Below are 18,482 nucleotides of genomic sequence, written 5' to 3' on the forward strand. Positions count from 1 at the left end.
ACTGCAACCTCAACGATCTGATTCAAGGGGTAATTCTACGCGTGATCGATGGCGATAGTGCTCTGTGGCGAGGGAGCTTGCCCTAATGTTGGTAAGTTAAGACGCGGAACCTGTGGGAGCGTGGCTTGCCCGCGAAGAACGATGACGCGTAGTACCTGAAAAACCGCGGTGCATTCTTCGCGGGCAAGCCACGCTCCCACAGGATTTCGTCGCTCAAATTTCTTAACTTACCGGCATCAGGGGCGGGCTTTTACAAAGAAAATCGCTGAATGACGCTTTTCGCGCTATATGTGCCGCTTTCTGCCTTGCTCTGCGAGCGCGTCTCTACGATTCTTCAAGAACAACGACAACACCCGAGAAGCCGCCATGAAAACCGTCGCCCAACTGCTCAAGTTAAAGGCCCAACAGAATCAGGAAGTCCATACCATTGCGCCTCATCAAATGGTGCTGGAAGCGCTGATGGTGATGGCCGCAAAAAACGTCGGCGCATTGCCGGTGGTGAAAGAGGGAAAGGTCGTCGGCATCATCAGCGAGCGTGACTATGCGCGCAAACTGGTGCTCAAAGGGCGCTCCTCCGTCGGCACACCGGTCAGCGACATCATGGTGGCGCCGGTCATCACCGTGGACACCCATCAAACCGTCGAAACCTGCATGGGCATCATGTCCGAAAAACGCCTGCGGCACTTGCCGGTGGTGGAAAACGGCGAGTTGATTGGCTTGCTGTCCATCGGCGACCTGGTCAAGGAAGCCATTGCCGAACAGGCTGAACTGATTCGGCAGTTGGAACAGTACATTCGCGGCGAGTGATTCTGTCCCACCACCAATCCCCTTGTGGGAGCGAGCCTGCTCGCGATGGCGGCCTGACATTCAACATTGATGTTGGATGCTATGGCCTCATCGCGAGCAGGCTCGCTCCCACATTTGTTTGGCGGTGTTCTTAAGACGGCCAATGCCGCGCGAAAACCGGTGCCAACGCAGGGTGCCGGTCGAAGCGTTCGAGCCAGGCGGAGAACCCCGGCCGCGCAACGCGCAAGTGCTCTCGGGTGCCCGCCCACCGTGTCACCACTGCCGCCAGAATATCCAGCGCGCCCGGCGCTCCCTCGCCCAGGTACAACTTTCCGGCAAACTGATCGGCAAACACCTCCCAACTCCAGTGCAGGCGCTGCCGGGCACCGGCCATAAGATTTTCCCTCGATGATTCGTCCGCCTCGGCCAACCAGCGCTCGGGGTAATCGATGATGCCGATAGCGGCATAGCAATTGCTGACGATGTACACCAGGCCCCGAATAACCTGATCACGCTTGAGCGGGTTTTCCGGCAGCAGGTTCGACTTCGGGAACGTGAGGCCCAGATGGATCAGGATGGCCGCACTCTCGGTGAGAACGCCGCCATCGGGCAGTTGCAGGGTGGGAATCTGCTTGAGCGGGTTGAGCTTCTCCAATGCCTGAACCGCCTCCGGGGACGATGAAACATCGATGAAGCGATAAGGAACCTCGCACAGTTCCAACGCGGCTTCGATGGCGGCCGCACCTGAGTTCTGATGCCCGTAGAGCTGGTACATGACTAAATCTCCTCTGCGACTCTTTCTTTGTAGCAGTTGCTGAAGATTGTGTTCGGTTGCTTCATCAGCCAATACCCATTAGTCAAGCGTTGACTGCTCCAAAAGATCGCAGCCTGCGGCAGCTCCTACGGATTTGCGTACGACTTCGACCCCATGGGTGTACCCGGTCGGCGTAGGAGCTGCCGAAGGCTGCGATCTTGGCGGTCGGCGGTCACTTCCCCGCGCGCTTCATGCAGCGTTGATAACGCTCATCGACCCGCTTGGCGAACCATGCCGTGGTGAGTTTGCGGGTGATTTTCGGGCTTTGCAGGAGGATCCCCGGCAACACCGCTCGGGGTAACGGCCGGCCTTCGGCCTGTTCGGCCAAAGCAAAGACCCGCCGATACAGCTTGGTGTCCTCGAATTCGAGACCTTTACCTTCCTCCAATTGATCCCGAATGGTCAGGTTGCGCATGTCCAATTGCTTGCCGAGGGTGCGCACCGCCAATTCCGTGGTGCCAGGCATGATTGAACCGTAGCGCACCAGATCGCCATCCAGTGCCAGCGGGATGCCGGTCGCACGACTGACTGCGTTCTGAAACGCCGCATTGCGGCTGGCGTACCAACCGGCGTTGAAATCGGCGAAGCGATACAGCGGCTGCTTGTAGCTCACCGGATAACCGAGCAAATGGGCAATACCGAAATACATACCGCCGCGACGCGTGAACACTTCGCGGCGAATCGAGCCGTTCACCGGATAGGGATAATGACGCGCCTGCTGCTCGGCGAAGTCGATGCTGACCTGCATCGGCCCACCGGTGTGCACCGGGTTGAAACCATCGAACAGCGTCCGCCCCATGGGCACCATTCCGATGAAATCATCGAAAATCGCGCTGAGTTCTCTTTCGCTGCGCGCGGCATTCAGCCGGTCGCTGTAGCTTTTGCCATTGGGTGAACTGACCTGCAAGGCACCGCTCACCAGCAAACCGGGAATGTGGGCCTTGGCGGCACGGCGGTCGATCTCGTCCCGGGCGATCTTGCCCAGGCCCGGCACCCGCGGATCAGCCTGAAACGTCGATTCCTGCTCAGTGACCGCGAGTACCGAACACAGGTTTTGCGTGGTCGGTGGAATATTTTGCGCGGCAAACGCCGCGTAGATGTCCGTGGCCCAGCCTTGGCGGTCCGGTGTCTTGGCTGGTAGCAGACGCATGATCTCTGCCTTGACCTCGGCAGGCTTGCGGGGCGGCGGTTCCTGAGTGCGTTGGGTACCGCAACCGGCCAGAACCAACAGTGCCGCGACGCTCATGATCAATCGATTGGCTTGCATGGTGCTCCATCAAAATCCGTTGAGCCGGGTTAACCATACGATCAATGGCATGGCGCAGGCTATGACTGTGACAGTCGCGGACTGTTCCCCTGTAGCGGTAGCGCTTGTAGCAGCTGTCGAGCTTGCGAGGCTGCGTTCGGCTGCGCAGCAGTCGTGAATTCGGCGAACACCGTTTACCTGAAAGAACTCAGTTGCAGGTTTTACGACTGCTGCGCAGCCGAACGCAGCCTCGCGGGCTCGGCAGCTGCTACACGCGTGGTTTCCGTTGGGCAGCCGGGCGGCCGGTGCATCCGGGCTGGACCATACTTGATCCACATATCGTGGAGGACAGGCTCATGAACCGTAGCGATGTGCTGATCATCGGTGCCGGCCCGACCGGACTGGTACTGGCGCTGTGGCTGAGCAAACTGGGAATTCGGGTGCGCATCATCGACAAGACGTCGGAACCCGGCACCACCTCACGTGCGCTGGCAGTACAGGCACGAACGCTTGAACTGTATCGCCAGCTCGACCTCAGCGACACCGTTGTGCAAAACGGCCATAAAGTGGCCGCGGCCAATTTCTGGGTCAAGGGCGAACCGGTCGCACGCCTGCCGCTGAGCACCATCGGCGAGGGTCTGACGCCCTACGCGTTTCTGGAAATGTATCCGCAAGACGAACACGAACGCCTGCTGATCAAACGCCTGGAGGCCTTCGGTATTACGGTGGAGCGCAACACCGAACTGCAAAGCTTCGAGGAAACCGGCGACGGCATCACCGCCCGGCTGCGCTTGCCCGATGGTCAGCAGGAAACTTGCCAGGCCTGTTATCTCGCAGGTTGCGACGGCGCCCGGTCGATTGTGCGCAAAACGCTGGACACCGGTTTTCCGGGCGGCACTTACCAGCAGATTTTTTACGTGGCGGATGTGCAGGCTCGTGGCCCCACGTTCAACGGTGAACTGCATGTGGACCTTGATGAAGCCGACTTCCTCGCTGTATTCCCGTTGGCCGGCGAAGGTCGCGCCCGACTGATCGGCACCGTTCGCGACGAGCGCGCCGACCGTGCCGAAACCCTCCAGTTTGAAGACGTCAGCAGCCGGGCCATCGAGCATCTGAAGGTGCAGATCGATCAGGTGAACTGGTTCTCGACCTACCGTGTGCATCACCGGGTTGCGGATCACTTTCGCACCGGGCGCGCGTTTCTGTTGGGTGACGCCGCCCATGTCCACAGCCCCGCGGGTGGCCAGGGCATGAACACAGGGATTGGCGATGCGATCAATCTGGCCTGGAAACTCGCGACAGTGTTGAGCGGCGGCGCCACGCCCAAACTGCTCGACAGTTATGAAACCGAACGCATCGCCTTTGCCCGGCGCCTGGTAGCCACCACTGATCGGGTCTTCAGTTTCGTCACGACCGATGGGCCAATTGCCGACTTGGTGCGGATGCGCGTGGCACCTTTTTTGATCCCGAAAATGATTTCGCTGGAACCGGTTCGGGAGTTCATGTTTCGCACGGTGTCGCAGACCACCCTCAACTATCGCGGCATGCCGTTGAGCGAGGGCGTTGCTGGCCATGTTCACGGCGGTGATCGCCTGCCCTGGGCCCACGACGGTGAAGGGGACAATTTCGAATCGCTGAAGGACCCGACCTGGCAAGTGCATGTGTATGGCGACACCAGTGACGAGATGATCGCCTGGTGCACCGAGCATCACTTGCCGTTGCAGGTGTTCGACTGGCGGCCGGCGTTTGAAACGGCGGGGCTCACACGCAACGGGTTTTACCTGCTGCGGCCGGATACGTATGTGGCGATTGCCGACTACAGCGCCGATCCGAAGGTGATCGAGCGGTATTTCCGGGACCGTGGGATTCGGCCTTTCTTCGGCTGAACCCAAGAATGGAGAAGATCAAATAATGTGGGAGCGAGCCTGCTCGCGATGACGGCGGCACATTCAAAATAGATGTAGCTGAACGTCCGCTATCGCGAGCAGGCTCGCTCCCACATTAGATTTCTGGTGGGCTTTAGATCCCGGCCAGGGCCAGGTCCATCGCAAAGTAGGTGAAGATCAAATCCGCCCCGGCCCGTTTGATCGCCCCCAGGCTCTCACGCACTACTCGGTCTTCATCGATTGCCCCGGCCTGGGCGGCGAATTTGATCATCGCGTACTCGCCGCTCACTTGATACGCCGACAGCGGCAAACGCGAGGCTTCGCGGATGTCGCGGATGATGTCCAGGTATGCGCCGGCGGGTTTGACCATCAGCGCGTCGGCGCCTTCCTGCTCGTCCATCAGCGATTCACGCACGGCTTCGCGGCGGTTCATCGGGTTCATCTGATAGCTTTTACGATCGCCCTTCAGCGCACTGCCGCCAGCCTCGCGGAACGGGCCATAAAGCGCCGAAGCGAATTTGGTCGAATAGGCCATGATCGCGGTCTGGCTGAAACCCGCTTCATCGAGCGCCCGGCGAATGGCCCGGACCTGCCCGTCCATGGCCGCCGACGGTGCGATCACATCGGCGCCAGCCCGGGCGGCGGCCACGGCTTGTTTGCCGAGGTTGATCAGGGTCTGGTCGTTGTCGACTTCGTGGTGGTGCAGCACGCCGCAGTGGCCGTGATCGGTGTACTCGCAGAAACAGGTGTCGGACATCACGATCATTTCCGGCACGGCGTTCTTGGCGATGCGCGACATGCGCGACACCAGGCCGTTGTCGCTCCAGGTGTCGCTGCCGCTGCTGTCCAGATGATGGGACACGCCAAACGTCATCACCGACTTGATCCCGGCCCGGGCGTAACGCTCGATCTCACCGGCCAGCTTCGACTCGGGAATGCGCATCACCCCGGGCATGCTCTTGATCGGCACGAAATCGTCGATTTCTTCCTCGACGAAAATCGGCAGCACCAGGTCGTTCAAGCTGAACTCGGTTTCCTGGAACAGGCTGCGCAGGCTCGCATTGCGGCGCAAACGGCGTGGACGTGCTTCGGGGAACTGACTGGGCATGGGCCTTCCTGAAAAACGGCGGAAAAAGACGAAAGTTTTAGGGGGCGAAGATTATGCCTGCAAGGCGCGAGGCACAAACCTCGATTGCTCAAGACTGCGTTACCGCGGCGGCAACAATCACCGCATTCCCCTGTGGGAGCGAGCCTGCTCGCGATTTGCGGACTGTCAGTCGACATCATTGTTTAATTGCACGCCGTCATCGCGAGCAGGCTCGCTCCCACAGGTTAAATCGCCAGTACTCCTGTAATACAGGTCACCACTGCGCCGCCAATCCAGATCTCATCCCCAACCTGCTCGACCTGAATCCGACCGGCGCGGCCCATGGTGAGGCCCTGGCTGACGACATAAGACGCCGGGGCCAGCCCTTCGCCGAGTAACCATTGGGCAATCCCGGCGTTCAGGCTGCCGGTGGCGGGGTCTTCCGGCATGCCATCGCCAGAGATGAACGCACGCACTTCGAACTGCGCTTCAGCACCATCGCGTTCGACGCACCATGGCGCGATGACACCGACGGCGAGGCCAAGCATCTGCGAATGATCCGGCTGCAGGTCCAGTACCTGCTGACGATCCTCGACCATCACCGCCAGCCAACCGGCACCGTTATCGACCCATTGCGCCCGCACAATCGCACCCGGCGCCAATCCCAGGCCGCGCCGTACGCGTTTGACCAGTTCGGCGTCCACCGGGCCGGACCTGAGCAGGGGCGGCGCGAGAAACGCCAGCTCAGCGCCCTGTCGCCGCACCCGCACCAGGCCGACGCCGCATTCCTGAATGATCTCCTCGCCCTTGGGCACCCCACCGGCCTCGAGCCAGGCATGACAGGTGCCGAGCGTCGGGTGACCGGCGAACGGCAACTCCTGAAGAGTGGTGAAGATGCGTACTCGATAGTCGGCCCGAGGGTCTCGGGGCTCGAGCACGAAAGTGGTTTCGCTGAGGTTGGTCCAGGACGCGAACGCCGCCATGCGCTCATCGCTGAGCCTGTCGGCGCCGAATACCACCGCCAACGGGTTGCCCTTGAGCGCGACGTGGCTGAAGACATCTACTTGCTTGAAATCGAATGAGCTCATTGCCTGCCTTGGTGATGAGGGATTCAAAGGGGTTGCCTGGGAATTTCCAGACCGCGAATCACCGCCGGCCTGGCCAGGAAACGTTCCAGCACGCGGGTGACATTAGGAAAGTTCTGGATACCGACCAGGTCTCCGGCCTCATAGAAGCCGATCAGGTTGCGCACCCACGGAAAGGTCGCGATGTCGGCGATGGTATAGCGCTCGCCCATGATCCAGTCGCGCCCTTGCAGGCGGCCATCGAGGACCTGGAGCAAGCGCTTGCTTTCGTCGACGTAGCGATCACGTGGACGTTTGTCTTCGTAGTCCTTGCCGGCGAATTTGTTGAAGAAACCGAGCTGGCCGAACATCGGCCCGATACCGCCCATCTGAAACATCAGCCACTGAATGGTCTCGTAACGCGCCACCGATTCCTGCGCCAGCAGTTGCCCGCTCTTGTCGGCGAGGTAAATCAGAATCGCCCCGGACTCGAACAACGCCAGCGGTTTATCCCCCGGACCGTGGGGGTCGAGGATCGCCGGGATCTTGTTGTTGGGGTTCAGTGACAGAAATTCAGGGGACAGCTGATCATTGGTGTCGAAGCCCACACGATGCGGCTCGTAGGGCAGCCCGACTTCCTCGAGCATGATCGAAACCTTGACGCCATTGGGCGTTGGCAAGGAATAGAGCTGGATCCACTCCGGGTACTGGGCCGGCCATTTTTGAGTGATGGGGAATGCAGACAAATCGGTCATAAGGGGCATCCACGAGAAAATCGGAGCGAAGATCATAATGTAGGAGCTGCCGAAGGCTGCGATCTTTTGGCGTCCTCAGGGGGCGCCGAAGAGAAAGATCAACAGATCGTAGCCTTCGGCAGCTCCTACAAGGAGTAAGGTGTGTGCCGTGTCCATAAATCCGCAACATCCAGTCGATAACCTTTTCCCCAATCCGTTCAAGGTTGCCGTTAAAGTGCCAGGCACCTCGCTCGGATCGAACCATAGGGCTTCAGAGGACTCTGAGCATTGCCCCGCAGGAAACGGACCGGGTCAATGACATGGAAAACACCCGATGCTGGGAGCTCGCGGTGTCAAGGTTTGTCAGCCTTAACCGAATACGCTGAAGATGACCTATTCGATGATGAATCCATTGAAATTCGCCCAACGCTTCAAGCATCGCGCCTATATCTTCCTGCCCTCCCTGTTGGCGGTCAGCGCGTTGTTCTTGTCGCTTGAATCCAGTGAAAGCCGCGCCCAACCGGCGGACGGCACCCAGACACTGGTCTTCTTGCGCCACGCGGAAAAACCCGCCGGCGGACTGGGTCAGCTCAATTGTCAGGGGCTGAATCGCGCCATCGATCTGGCCACTTTGTTGCCGGAAAAATTCGGCAAGGCCAACTACGTGTTTGCCGCCAACCCGACACGCAATGTCGAGGAAGGCGAACTGGATAATTCCTACAGTTACATCCGCCCCCTGATGACCATCAGCCCCAGCGCGATCAAGCTCGGCTTGCCGGTGAACATCAACTTCTCGGCCAACGACACCAGCGACCTGGCAGATGAACTGCTGCACGACAAGTATCACAATTCGGTCATTTATACGGCCTGGTCCCACGGCTACCTGCCCGAGCTGATCAACAAGGTCGCCGGAGAAGCCGTCGGCAAAAAACAGAACATCACCGATGATTGGGCATCCAGCGACTACGACTCGCTGTACGTGCTCACGCTGACCTGGCACAACGGCAAGGCCAGCCTGAAGAGCCACAGCTACAAGCAAGGTCTGGATAACGGTCAGGAGACCTGTCCGACGTAAGCGGTCGGGCGGCGCCTGTCAGGGCCTCTTCGCGGGCAAGCCTCGCTCCTACAGGGGATCTGAGTGAACACAGCATTTGTGTACAACAAATATCCACTGTAGGAGCGAGGCTTGCCCGCGAAGGGGCCAGCAAATCCGCCACCTAACCCCGCTGATTGCCCCGCGCTCTCAGATATTCGAGCACCGCCCCCCGCTCCCCGACAAACTCGATCCGCGCCCCTTTCTTCTCCCGCTGAAACGCATACATCGGGTCGTAATACTCGCGCAGTAACCCTTCGATCCAGCCCCGGTGCCTGTCCACCGCACCGCTGTTCGCCTGTTCCGCCAGCGCGTCTTCCATCAAGGTCAACATCCGTTGATGACGTTCGCCGCCCAACCGTTTCTGGACATTGTTCAGGCTCGCCAGCAAACGCTCGGAAAACAGCGCGAAGCCTTCATCGCCATGCACTTCGATGAACTCGGCGCACAAGTCCACCACGTAATCGCGCAGGATTCGTTCGACTCGTCCTTCCAGGCTGTCTTCCAGCCAGACCATCGGAAACTGCTGCATGCCCTGATACAGCGGTAACGGCAAGGCGCAACTGCCGACCATGCGGCTCTCGTCTTCCAGCACGAACTGTTCGATGCCACGGGCCCGCTTCTTCAGTACGTCCACGGCCAGACGGTTTTCAAAGTCGATGTTGGAGGGTTGGCCGGTGGCGCGCTTGCCGAAACTGGAGCCGCGATGATGGGCGTGGCCTTCAAGGTCCAGTCCGTTGCTCAATTGCGTGAGTACCTCGGTCTTGCCAGTGCCGGTCATGCCGCCCAACAAAACGAAATCGCACTGGGTAATGGCCTGATCGAGCGTATCCAGCAAAAAGGTGCGCATGGCCTTGTAGCCGCCGCCGACTCGCGGATAGTCGATACCGGCCTCGTCCTTGAGCCATTGCTGAACGATCTGCGAACGCAGCCCGCCACGAAAACAATACAAATACCCATCCGGATGAGCCCGGGCAAAATCGGCCCAGGTCTGGATGCGCTCGGCCTTGATCTCGCCGGCCACCAATTGATGTCCCAGCGTGATGGCTGCTTGTTGGCCTTGCTGCTTGTAGCAAGTGCCGATCCGTTGCCGCTCAAGGTCATTCATCAGCGGCAGGTTGACCACACCGGGGAATGAGCCCTTGAGGAATTCGACCGGCGCACGGGTATCCATCATCGGCCGGTCGTTGATAAAGATGTCGCGGTAATCGGTGAAGTCGATGGACATCAAAACACCTCTACCGCGTTAGTCTGTCGCTCGACCAGTTCGCCAATCGGCTCAAGGGTCAGGCCAAGTTCGGCGGCCACCACCAAAAACTGTTCATTGCCCTCAGGCGTGACCGCAATCAGCAGGCCGCCGCTGGTCTGCGGATCGCAGAGCACGCGTTTGTGCATTTCCTGAAGCCGTCCCAATTTGCTGGCGTAGCTGTCGAAATTGCGCAGCGTGCCGCCCGGCACGCAGCCTTGATCAAGGTAATACTCGACACCCGGCAGGCGCGGTACCCGGTCATACTCGATGCGGGCGGTCAGGTTGCTGCCGTCAGCCATTTCCACCAAGTGCCCGAGCAGGCCAAAACCGGTGACGTCGGTCATCGCGGTCACGCCGTCGAGTTTGCCGAAACGGCTGCCGGGTTTGTTCAGGGTGCACATCCAGTCGCGGGCCAGGCCGATGTCGGCATTGCGCAACTTGCCCTTCTTTTCGGCCGTGGTGAGGATGCCGATACCCAAGGGTTTGGTGAGGTACAGCAAGCAACCGGCGGTGGCGGTGTCGTTGCGCTTCATGTGGCGTTTTTCCACCAGCCCGGTCACGGCCAGGCCGAAGATCGGCTCCGGCGCATCGATGGAATGACCGCCGGCCAGTGGAATCCCCGCTTCATCGCAGACCGAACGCCCGCCGCGAATCACTTCCCGGGCAATCTCCGGCGCCAGTACATTGACCGGCCAGCCGAGGATCGCAATTGCCATCAACGGATCGCCGCCCATGGCGTAGATATCGCTGATGGCGTTGGTCGCGGCGATGCGACCGAAGTCGAACGGATCATCGACGATCGGCATGAAGAAGTCGGTGGTCGAGACCACGCCGCGTTCTTCGTCGATGGCATACACCGCCGCGTCATCGCGCGAGGCGTTGCCGACCCAGAGTTTCGGGTCCAGGTTCTGCGCACCGCTGCCGGCCAGAATCACCTCCAGCACCTGGGGCGAAATCTTGCAGCCACAACCTGCGCCGTGGCTGTATTGGGTCAGACGAATCGGCTCGCTCATTCGGGGATTGCACCTTGTGAAGTCAATGCCGAGGATTCTACAGCAACCCCATTTTGTAGGAGCTGCCGAAGGCTGCGATCTTTTGATCTTTATCTTCGGCAGAGTTGAAATCGCCCAAAGTCAAAAGATCGCAGCCTGCGGCAGCTCCTACAGGGAACAGTCGACACCACTTTGGTGCATATCTCATCCAGATCCCTTCGCCCCCCGAATTCCACTCCTTTCCCCATCACCTCGAATTCCTTGACCGAAAGGACAGTTAAACCGTCAATTCCTTAGATTTTTCCGTACGTTGAGCAAAACTGGTATGCCTTGTGCAAACGTTTGCTAGTCGCCGATACCGGCCTGTTCACCACCTAACCGCGCAAACCCGCACCACCGGGCTTCGATCCGCACTAAAAGGGATTTTTAATGCATTGCACCTCTAGCCGCGTGACTTGCTCACGCACATTGGCTGTTTCCTTGCTGCTGGCCAGCGTTACAGGACTACTCAGCAGCCACGTTTTGGCCCAACCTGCCACCGCCGAAGAATCCGCCCAGGGCGAAGCCCTCAGCCCTGAAGCCAGCCCGCCGAAGAAAGGCGCCTACCTGTCGGACTGGTTCAACCAGGACCTCACCGTCATCGGCAGCAAAGACATCAGCTTCGGCCCGCAGCCGGCCGACGACATCTACCTGGAATACGAGTACTTCGGCCGCAAGGGGCCGTTCGAGCTGTACGGCTATATCGACATTCCGAAGATCTTCGACATCGGCAACAGCCATGATAAAGGCGTGTGGGACCACGGCTCGCCGGTGTTCATGGAGCACGAACCGCGGATTTCCATCGACTACTTGGCCGGCCGCAGCCTGGCCGTCGGACCGTTCAAGGAATGGTACGTGGCGTTCGACTGGATTTACGACCACGGCAGCAACCGCGCCAACCGCGCCAACACGCTCTACAGCGGCCTCGGCACCGACATCGACACCCATTCGCGGGTCAACCTGTCCGCCAACTTCTATGGCCGTTACCAGTGGGAAAACTATGGCGCCAGCAACGAGTATTCATGGGACGGCTACCGCGCCCAACTCAAGTACATCGTGCCCATCAGCAGTTTCAGCAACGGCGCGTCGTTGACCTACATCGGTTTCACCAACTTCGACTTCGGCTCCGATCTGCACAAGGACAACCCGGCCCGCACCGCCAACGCCACCGTGGCCACCAACGTGTTGCTCTACGCCTTCACCCACTTGCGTTTCACCCTGGTCGGCCGTTATTTCCACAACGGCGGCAACTGGGACGACGGCAGTGAGTTGAATTTCGGCGACGGTGATTTTCGCGCGCGTTCCAACGGCTGGGGCTACTACGCCGGTGTCGGTTATCAGTTTTAAGGCTCATTTGAATCACGCTTGAAGTATCCGTCTGCGACAGAATTGGTCGGTTTGGGAGAAAGGCGTGCCTGAGGTCTGAGTTCGGCTTCAGGCCGTCATCGCGAGCAGGCTCGCTCCACAGAGGTCTGTATCGGTCACAAATCCTGTGGGAGCGAGCCTGCTCGCGATAGGGCCAGAACATTCAACATAAATGCCGACTGTGACGGTTCCGCCGACACATCTTGGGCCTTAAGCTAGGATCATTGGGGGGCCGGGAAGGCTCCATGACAACGAGGCGTCCGGCTGTCGCCAGTCACTGTCACCGCGACAATCCGAGTGAATTTTCCCCGCGCCTCGCGATCCCTCTATAACTACAGGGAGGAATACAGGCTTTATGAACAATGCAAAACTTTTCGTTATTGAATACACCCTTCATGGCCAGCCCAAGTCTTTCATTATCCGCCTGGACAAAATGGACAATGCAGAGGCTTGGCACTGGGCAAGTTGCGACGCCGGAGTCGGCCGGATCCCGCGCTTTGGCCGTGAACGGGTGCAAAAGACCAGCAAACCGCTGGCGGAAAAATTCGGCATCGAGAATGTGACCTGGCGACCGGCCAGTTGAGCGTCAAAAAGGAGGGGAAAGATTCAAACCGAAGTGGAGCCTGGACGGCTCCACTTTTTTGGCTGAACGGTCAGTGTTGAGCACACTTGCAGCCTTTAGTGACACAAGGTTCGCCGTTTTCGTGGTGCTTGGCGCAGGCTTCACAGCAATAGTGCTTGCCGTGACGCACGATAGGGTGTTCACCCAGCTTACAGTTGCATTTCGGGCAGTCGCAGGTACCGTCGTTCATCAGTCTGACTCCGTGGTTAGGGTCGTCCGGGTGCCGCGGGTGCGTGACACCTGAAGCAAATGACCGTCCATTGCGCAAACGGGTTCAAACAAACGCTTGGGCGGTGTTTGCTTACTAATGAGGGTAGTCGCGATGCCGCATCCCGGTAGCAGCTGTCGATGCCTGCGTTCGGCTGCGTTCGGCTGCGAAGCAGTCGTGAGTCCGGCTGACGGGGGCTGCCTGATGCACCGTAAGTTCTGGTTTTACGACTGCTTCGCAGCCGAACGCAGCCTCGCAAGCTCGGCAGCTGCTACAGATCGCATTTGCCTGGAAGTCCCCTCGCCACAAAGCAATATCAATCAAATGCGGAATTGCCCGACCAGCTGCCCCAGGCGTTGACCGAGGTCGGCCAGGCTGCGTGAGGTCTGCGCGCCGAGCTGGGTTTCGTCGGCGACGCTGTCTACGGCCACGGCAATTTGATGCACGCTGCGGTTGATTTCTTCGGCCACGGCGGTTTGCTCTTCGGCGGCGCTGGCGATCTGGGCGTTCATCGAGTTGATGGTGCCGATCAACTGGGCCATGGCGTCCAGAGAGGCCCCCGCTTCGTTGGCTTGGGCCGACGTGCCGTCGCCGGCCTCGCTGGAGCGGCGCATGGCTTCGACTGCCGATTGGGTGCCGGCCTGCAAGCGGTCGATCATGCCCTGGATTTCCTGGGTGCTGATTTGCGTGCGACTGGCCAATGCCCGCACTTCGTCGGCAACCACCGCAAAACCACGCCCGGCCTCACCGGCACGGGCCGCTTCAATGGCGGCGTTGAGCGCCAGAAGGTTGGTCTGCTCGGCAATTGAACGGATCACCCCGAGCACGCTGACAATCGACGACACGTCTTTCTGCAGGCTATCGAGAGACACGCCGCTGCTGCGAATGTCGTCCACCAGCGCATGAATCTTCACGATGCTGCCGGCCACGACACGCTTGGCGGCCTGGCCTTCTTCGTCGGTCTGCTGAGCGGCGACGGCGGCATTTTGCGCACTCTTCGCCACTTCCTGGGCCGCCGCCGACATTTGGTTGATCGCCGTGGCCACCTGATCGGTCTCGTGACGCTGACGTTCCATGGCCTGATCCGAGCGCTGGGCCTGATCGGAGACCTGATTCACCAGCCCGGTCAGTTGCGAGGTCATTTCAGTGATCTGCCGTACCAAACCGTGAATCTTGTCGACAAAACGGTTGAACGAGCCAGCCAGTTCGCCGAGTTCATCCTGGCTGGTGATGGTCAGGCGCCGAGTCAGGTCGCCCTCGCCCGCCGCGATGTCGTCGAGGTTGGCTTTCATCAGGTTCAGCGGACGCAGAATGGTGTTGGCCAGCAGCATCCCGGCAGCAGCAATCACCAACAGCACCACCACGGCAATCCCGACAATGCTCAGCACCACGCCTTGCATGCGCTCCTGGACCTTGGCTTCAACTAACGCGACCTGAGCTTCGATGCCGTCGAGGTTGACCGCCGTACCGAACGCCATGTCCCATTTCGACAGGTATTCGGTGTAACCGAGCTTGGGCACAAGCACTTGGGTGTTACCGGGCAGCGTCGAGCTGTATTGCAGGTAGTGGGTACCGTCCTTGGCGACTTTCACCAGGTCACGGTTGACGTAGACGCCGCTCGGATCGCGGTTGTCCTTGAAGCTCTGGCCCACACCTTCGGGGCTGTTGGCCTTGAACAGGCGCACGGTGTTGGAGTCGTAGCCGAAGAAATAGCCGTCCTTGCCGTAGGTGATGCTCGACAGCAACTTGATCACCTGCGCCCGCGCCGCATCATCGCCGGGGGCGGCTGCGTCGTAGAGCGGTTTGATCGTGGTCATGGCGACAGCGACGTAACTTTGCAGAGTCGCCTTGGCATCGCTGAGCAGGCGCTGACGGGTTTCCTCGACTTCCTTGCGGGCCTGTTCCTGCAGAATGAACAGCATGGTCAGGCTGATGACCAACGCAAAGAGCAGCACCGGGAGGACGGCAAGGGACAGGACTTTAGCCTTCAGGCTCATGCGCATGGCGTTCACTCTTTTGATTTTGTTGGCGTGGTTAAAGGCTATAACGGCACGCCAATTCAAAAGTTGAACGCGGTCTTTGTGGGAGCGAGCCTGCTCGCGATGGCGGCAATACATTCAGCCTCAATGTGACTGACAGATCGCAATCGCGAGCAGGCTCGCTCCCACAGGGGTAGTAGCCGTTACAACACCATCGCCGCCACCCAGCCAAACGCCAGCAGCGGCAGGTTGTAGTGCAGGAAGGTCGGGACCACGGTGTCCCAGATGTGGTGATGCTGGCCGTCGATGTTCAGACCAGAGGTCGGGCCCAGGGTCGAGTCCGACGCGGGTGACCCGGCATCGCCCAACGCACCGGCGGTGCCGACGATGCACACGATGGCGATCGGGCTGAAGCCCAGTTGCACGCATAACGGCACGAAAATCACCGCCAGAATCGGAACGGTGGAAAACGACGAGCCAATGCCCATGGTCACCAACAGGCCCACCAGCAACATCAGCAGCGCGCCGATGGCTTTGCTGTGGCCGATCCACGAAGCGGAGGTTTCGACCAGCGTCTGCACTTGCCCGGTGGCTTTGATCACTTCGCCAAACCCGGACGCGGCGATCATGATGAAGCCGATCATTGCCATCATCTTCATGCCTTCGGTGAACAGGTCATCGGTGTCGCGCCATTTGACGATGCCCGACACAGAAAAGATCAGGAAGCCTGCCAGTGCCCCGATAATCATCGAGTCCAGCAACAACTGAACAATGAACGCGGCGGCAATGGCCAGACCGGCGACCATCAAGCTCAACGGGTTGTACTGCACCGCAACCTGTTCGACTTTCTCGATTTTCTCGAGGTCGTAAACGCGCTTCTTGCGGTAGCTGATAAACGCTGCCGCCAGGCCAAACACCATGCCCAGCGCCGGAATGCCCATGGCATGGGTGACGTTGATGCCGCTGATGTCCACCCCGCTACGAGCGACGTTGGCCAGCAGGATTTCATTGAGGAAGATATTGCCGAAGCCCACGGGCAGGAACATGTACGGCGTGATCAAACCGAAGGTGATGACACAGGCAATCAATCGACGGTCCAGTTGCAGTTTGGTCAGCACATATAACAGTGGCGGCACCAGCAACGGGATAAAGGCGATATGAATCGGCAAAATGTTCTGGGAGGCGATGGCCACCACCCACAGCAGGCCGATCAGCAGCCATTTGACGCTTCCGCCACCGTTGGCGTGCTGGCGATCGACCATGGCCAAGGCCCTGTCGGCCAGCGCATGGGCCAGGCCAGACTTGGCGATGGCCACCGCGAACGCGCCGAGCAAGGCATAGGACAACGCAACCGTCGCGCCGCCGCCAAGGCCGCTGTTGAAAGCTTTCAGGGTCGCGTCGATGCCCAGGCCACCGGTCAAGCCGCCGACCAGCGCGCCCACGATTAACGCGATCACCACATGCACGCGGGACAGGCTGAGTATCAGCATGATGCCGACCGCGGCAATTACTGCATTCATTGTTGTTACCTCAAAAGCAGCGCGGTGAGGCAATCACCGCCAAACGGAATGAGTCCGGCCGGCAGTCTGTAGGAGGCCGCCAGTGGATGAAGAAAAGGGTTTTATTAGAGGGCGCGCACTGTGCCGGACCGCTGCCGCCTTGTCAAAGCCAACACCACGCCCTGTAGGAGCTGCCGAAGGCTGCGATCTTTTGATCTTCTGGCGTCATCGAGGCGTTGAAAATCAAAAGATCGCAGCCTTCGGCAGCTCCTACAGGGTGTGAATCAGTTGCCATAAGGGTGTGAGTCGATATTCGGCACAACGACATAAAGAAAGCCGAATCACAGCCGATACCGTGCAAAGTCTCAGATATTTATCGAATAAAAGGATGTTTCCATGTCGCTCAGACAACTTTCCATCCAATGGAAAATCACCCTGTTGGCCGGGCTGTGCCTGGCGGGCATCGTGACCCTGCTGGTAGGGCTTTCGCTGTATCGCATGGAGCACAGCTCCGCGCTGGTGAAAGCCTCAAGCATGGAGATGTTGACCGAAGCCGCCCAGGCGCGCATCGAGTCCCAGGGGGAAGTTCAGGCGCTGGGTATTCGTCAGCAGTTCATGGACGCCTATCAATATGGCCATGGCTTCTCGCGGCAGGTGCTGTTTTTACGCGATCAGGCCGAGAAGCGCTTTCTCGATGCCTTCGACCTGCGTGAAGACCTGACCCGGCAGGTCAAGTCAGCCTTGCAAGACAACCCGGAACTGCTCGGCCTGTCGCTGGTATTCGAAGCCAATGCGCTGGATGGCAAAGACGAACTGTTCGCCGGCCAGGCGGAGCTGGGCAGTAACGACAAGGGCCGTTTCGCCCTGTATTGGTCGCAACCTGTGCCTGGCAAGGTGACCTCCATGGCCCTGCCGGAAAGCGACATGGCCGACACCAGCACCGGCCCCAGCGGCGAGCCGGCCAACGCCTGGTTCACGTGCCCGCGCACCACGCTCAAGCCCTGCGTGATCGAGCCCTACTTCTATGTGATCGACGGCCAGAACGTGCTGATGACCAGCATCGTGTTCCCGCTGATGGTCAACGGCAAAGTCATCGCCTCGCTGTCGGTGGACATCAACCTCAACAGCCTGCAAGCGATCAGCCAGAGCGCCAGCAAAAAACTCTATGACGGTCAGACCAGCGTCAGCATCGTCAGCCCGGTCGGTCTGCTCGCCGGCTACAGCCCGGACGCCAGCAAACTCAGCCAACGCCTGGACGCCGTAGACACAGCCAACGGTGCCGAATTGATCCGCAGGCTGAGCACCAGCAACAAGACCGAGAGCCTGCACAGCAACCAGCAACTGAAAGTGCTGTCGCCGTTCCAGCCGATTCCCGGTGGCAAATCCTGGGGCGTGCTGCTCGACGTGCCAGAGAAGGTCCTGGTCGGCCCCGCCGAAGCGCTGAAAAAACAACTCGACAACAGCAACACCGCCGGTACGCTGATTGAACTGTGCCTGGGTGTGCTGGCGGCACTCGTCGGCCTGCTGTTGGTGTGGCTGATGGCGCGTAGCGTGACCCGGCCGATCCTCGGCGTGGCCCGCATGCTGGAAGACATTGCCAGCGGCGAAGGTGACCTGACTCGGCGCCTGGCCTACGACAAGCAGGATGAGCTGGGCCAGTTGGCCGGTTGGTTCAACCGTTTCCTCGACAAGCTGCAACCGATCATCGCCCAAGTGAAACGCTCGGTGCAGGATGCCCGCAGCACGGCGGATCAGTCGTCCGCCATCGCCACCCAGACCAGCGCCGGCATGGAGCAGCAATACCGTCAGGTCGATCAGG

At 59.7% G+C, this 18,482-nt stretch carries 15 protein-coding genes and 2 pseudogenes; 6 read left to right on the forward strand and 11 right to left on the reverse strand.

Features of this window, described 5'->3' with window-relative positions:
• The first annotated feature begins 366 nt into the window (after positions 1-366).
• Positions 367-807 (forward strand): CBS domain-containing protein, encoded by a 441-nt coding sequence (locus ACYZT2_RS19415; protein ID WP_461966512.1) that lies wholly within the window; start codon positions 367-369, stop codon positions 805-807.
• A gap of 130 nt (positions 808-937) precedes the next feature.
• On the opposite strand, the gene ACYZT2_RS19420 is transcribed toward ACYZT2_RS19415, so the two are convergent.
• Positions 938-1,561, reverse strand: coding sequence for a glutathione S-transferase N-terminal domain-containing protein (locus ACYZT2_RS19420; RefSeq protein ID WP_461966514.1), 624 nt, complete (start codon positions 1,559-1,561; stop codon positions 938-940).
• A 211-nt stretch (positions 1,562-1,772) separates the two neighbouring features.
• Positions 1,773-2,867 carry a DUF1615 domain-containing protein gene (locus ACYZT2_RS19425; RefSeq protein WP_461966516.1) on the reverse strand — a complete coding sequence of 365 codons (1,095 nt, stop codon included), beginning with the start codon at positions 2,865-2,867 and terminating at the stop codon, positions 1,773-1,775.
• A gap of 335 nt (positions 2,868-3,202) precedes the next feature.
• Between ACYZT2_RS19425 and ACYZT2_RS19430 the strand changes: the two genes are divergently transcribed.
• Positions 3,203-4,732: an FAD-dependent oxidoreductase gene (locus ACYZT2_RS19430; RefSeq protein WP_461966518.1), complete on the forward strand. Its 1,530-nt coding sequence runs from the start codon at positions 3,203-3,205 to the stop codon at positions 4,730-4,732.
• A gap of 133 nt (positions 4,733-4,865) precedes the next feature.
• On the opposite strand, the gene hemB is transcribed toward ACYZT2_RS19430, so the two are convergent.
• The 3 genes from hemB to ACYZT2_RS19445 form a co-directional block, all read right to left on the reverse strand.
• The gene (hemB, locus tag ACYZT2_RS19435) at positions 4,866-5,840 is read right to left on the reverse strand and encodes a porphobilinogen synthase (RefSeq protein ID WP_461966520.1); all 975 of its coding nucleotides are present in this window, start codon (positions 5,838-5,840) and stop codon (positions 4,866-4,868) included.
• A gap of 224 nt (positions 5,841-6,064) precedes the next feature.
• Entirely contained in the window at positions 6,065-6,907 is an 843-nt protein-coding gene (locus ACYZT2_RS19440; RefSeq protein ID WP_461966522.1) for a PhzF family phenazine biosynthesis protein, read from the reverse strand.
• Positions 6,908-6,930: 23 nt separating this feature from the next.
• The gene (locus ACYZT2_RS19445; protein WP_461966524.1) at positions 6,931-7,638 is read right to left on the reverse strand and encodes a glutathione S-transferase family protein; all 708 of its coding nucleotides are present in this window, start codon (positions 7,636-7,638) and stop codon (positions 6,931-6,933) included.
• 379 nt (positions 7,639-8,017) lie between these two features.
• Here ACYZT2_RS19445 and ACYZT2_RS19450 point away from each other — a divergent pair, with 379 nt between their 5' ends.
• On the forward strand, positions 8,018-8,692 hold the full coding sequence (locus tag ACYZT2_RS19450) for a histidine phosphatase family protein (protein WP_461966526.1): 675 nt from the start codon (positions 8,018-8,020) through the stop codon (positions 8,690-8,692).
• A 142-nt stretch (positions 8,693-8,834) separates the two neighbouring features.
• On the opposite strand, the gene mnmH is transcribed toward ACYZT2_RS19450, so the two are convergent.
• Positions 8,835-9,938 carry a tRNA 2-selenouridine(34) synthase MnmH gene (mnmH, locus tag ACYZT2_RS19455; protein WP_461966528.1) on the reverse strand — a complete coding sequence of 368 codons (1,104 nt, stop codon included), beginning with the start codon at positions 9,936-9,938 and terminating at the stop codon, positions 8,835-8,837.
• The gene (selD, locus tag ACYZT2_RS19460; protein ID WP_461966530.1) at positions 9,938-10,972 is read right to left on the reverse strand and encodes a selenide, water dikinase SelD; all 1,035 of its coding nucleotides are present in this window, start codon (positions 10,970-10,972) and stop codon (positions 9,938-9,940) included. Before selD ends, mnmH begins: the two co-directional genes overlap by 1 nt.
• A 408-nt stretch (positions 10,973-11,380) precedes the next feature.
• Here selD and ACYZT2_RS19465 point away from each other — a divergent pair, with 408 nt between their 5' ends.
• Both ACYZT2_RS19465 and ACYZT2_RS19470 read left to right on the forward strand, forming a co-directional pair.
• On the forward strand, positions 11,381-12,337 hold the full coding sequence (locus ACYZT2_RS19465) for a nucleoside-specific channel-forming protein Tsx (protein ID WP_461966532.1): 957 nt from the start codon (positions 11,381-11,383) through the stop codon (positions 12,335-12,337).
• A gap of 373 nt (positions 12,338-12,710) precedes the next feature.
• Positions 12,711-12,938 carry a DUF6555 family protein gene (locus ACYZT2_RS19470; protein WP_008071169.1) on the forward strand — a complete coding sequence of 76 codons (228 nt, stop codon included), beginning with the start codon at positions 12,711-12,713 and terminating at the stop codon, positions 12,936-12,938.
• Between the two features lie 70 nt (positions 12,939-13,008).
• Here ACYZT2_RS19470 and ACYZT2_RS19475 read toward each other — a convergent pair whose 3' ends face one another.
• The 4 genes and pseudogenes from ACYZT2_RS19475 to ACYZT2_RS19490 form a co-directional block, all read right to left on the reverse strand.
• Positions 13,009-13,167, reverse strand: coding sequence for a metallothionein (locus ACYZT2_RS19475; RefSeq protein WP_030131524.1), 159 nt, complete (start codon positions 13,165-13,167; stop codon positions 13,009-13,011).
• A 338-nt stretch (positions 13,168-13,505) separates the two neighbouring features.
• Complete coding sequence (locus ACYZT2_RS19480) at positions 13,506-14,327, reverse strand: methyl-accepting chemotaxis protein (RefSeq protein ID WP_461973173.1); 822 nt, start codon at positions 14,325-14,327, stop codon at positions 13,506-13,508.
• An 84-nt stretch (positions 14,328-14,411) separates the two neighbouring features.
• Positions 14,412-15,302: pseudogene (locus ACYZT2_RS19485) on the reverse strand (cache domain-containing protein); the annotation flags it as partial.
• Positions 15,303-15,367: 65 nt separating this feature from the next.
• On the reverse strand, positions 15,368-16,684 hold the full coding sequence (locus tag ACYZT2_RS19490) for a Na+/H+ antiporter family protein (RefSeq protein WP_461966535.1): 1,317 nt from the start codon (positions 16,682-16,684) through the stop codon (positions 15,368-15,370).
• A gap of 1,560 nt (positions 16,685-18,244) precedes the next feature.
• Between ACYZT2_RS19490 and ACYZT2_RS19495 the strand changes: the two are divergent.
• Positions 18,245-18,301: pseudogene (locus tag ACYZT2_RS19495) on the forward strand (hypothetical protein); the annotation flags it as partial.
• Positions 18,302-18,482 lie beyond the last annotated feature (181 nt).

It is taken from the genome of Pseudomonas sp. MDT1-85 (assembly GCF_054898065.1).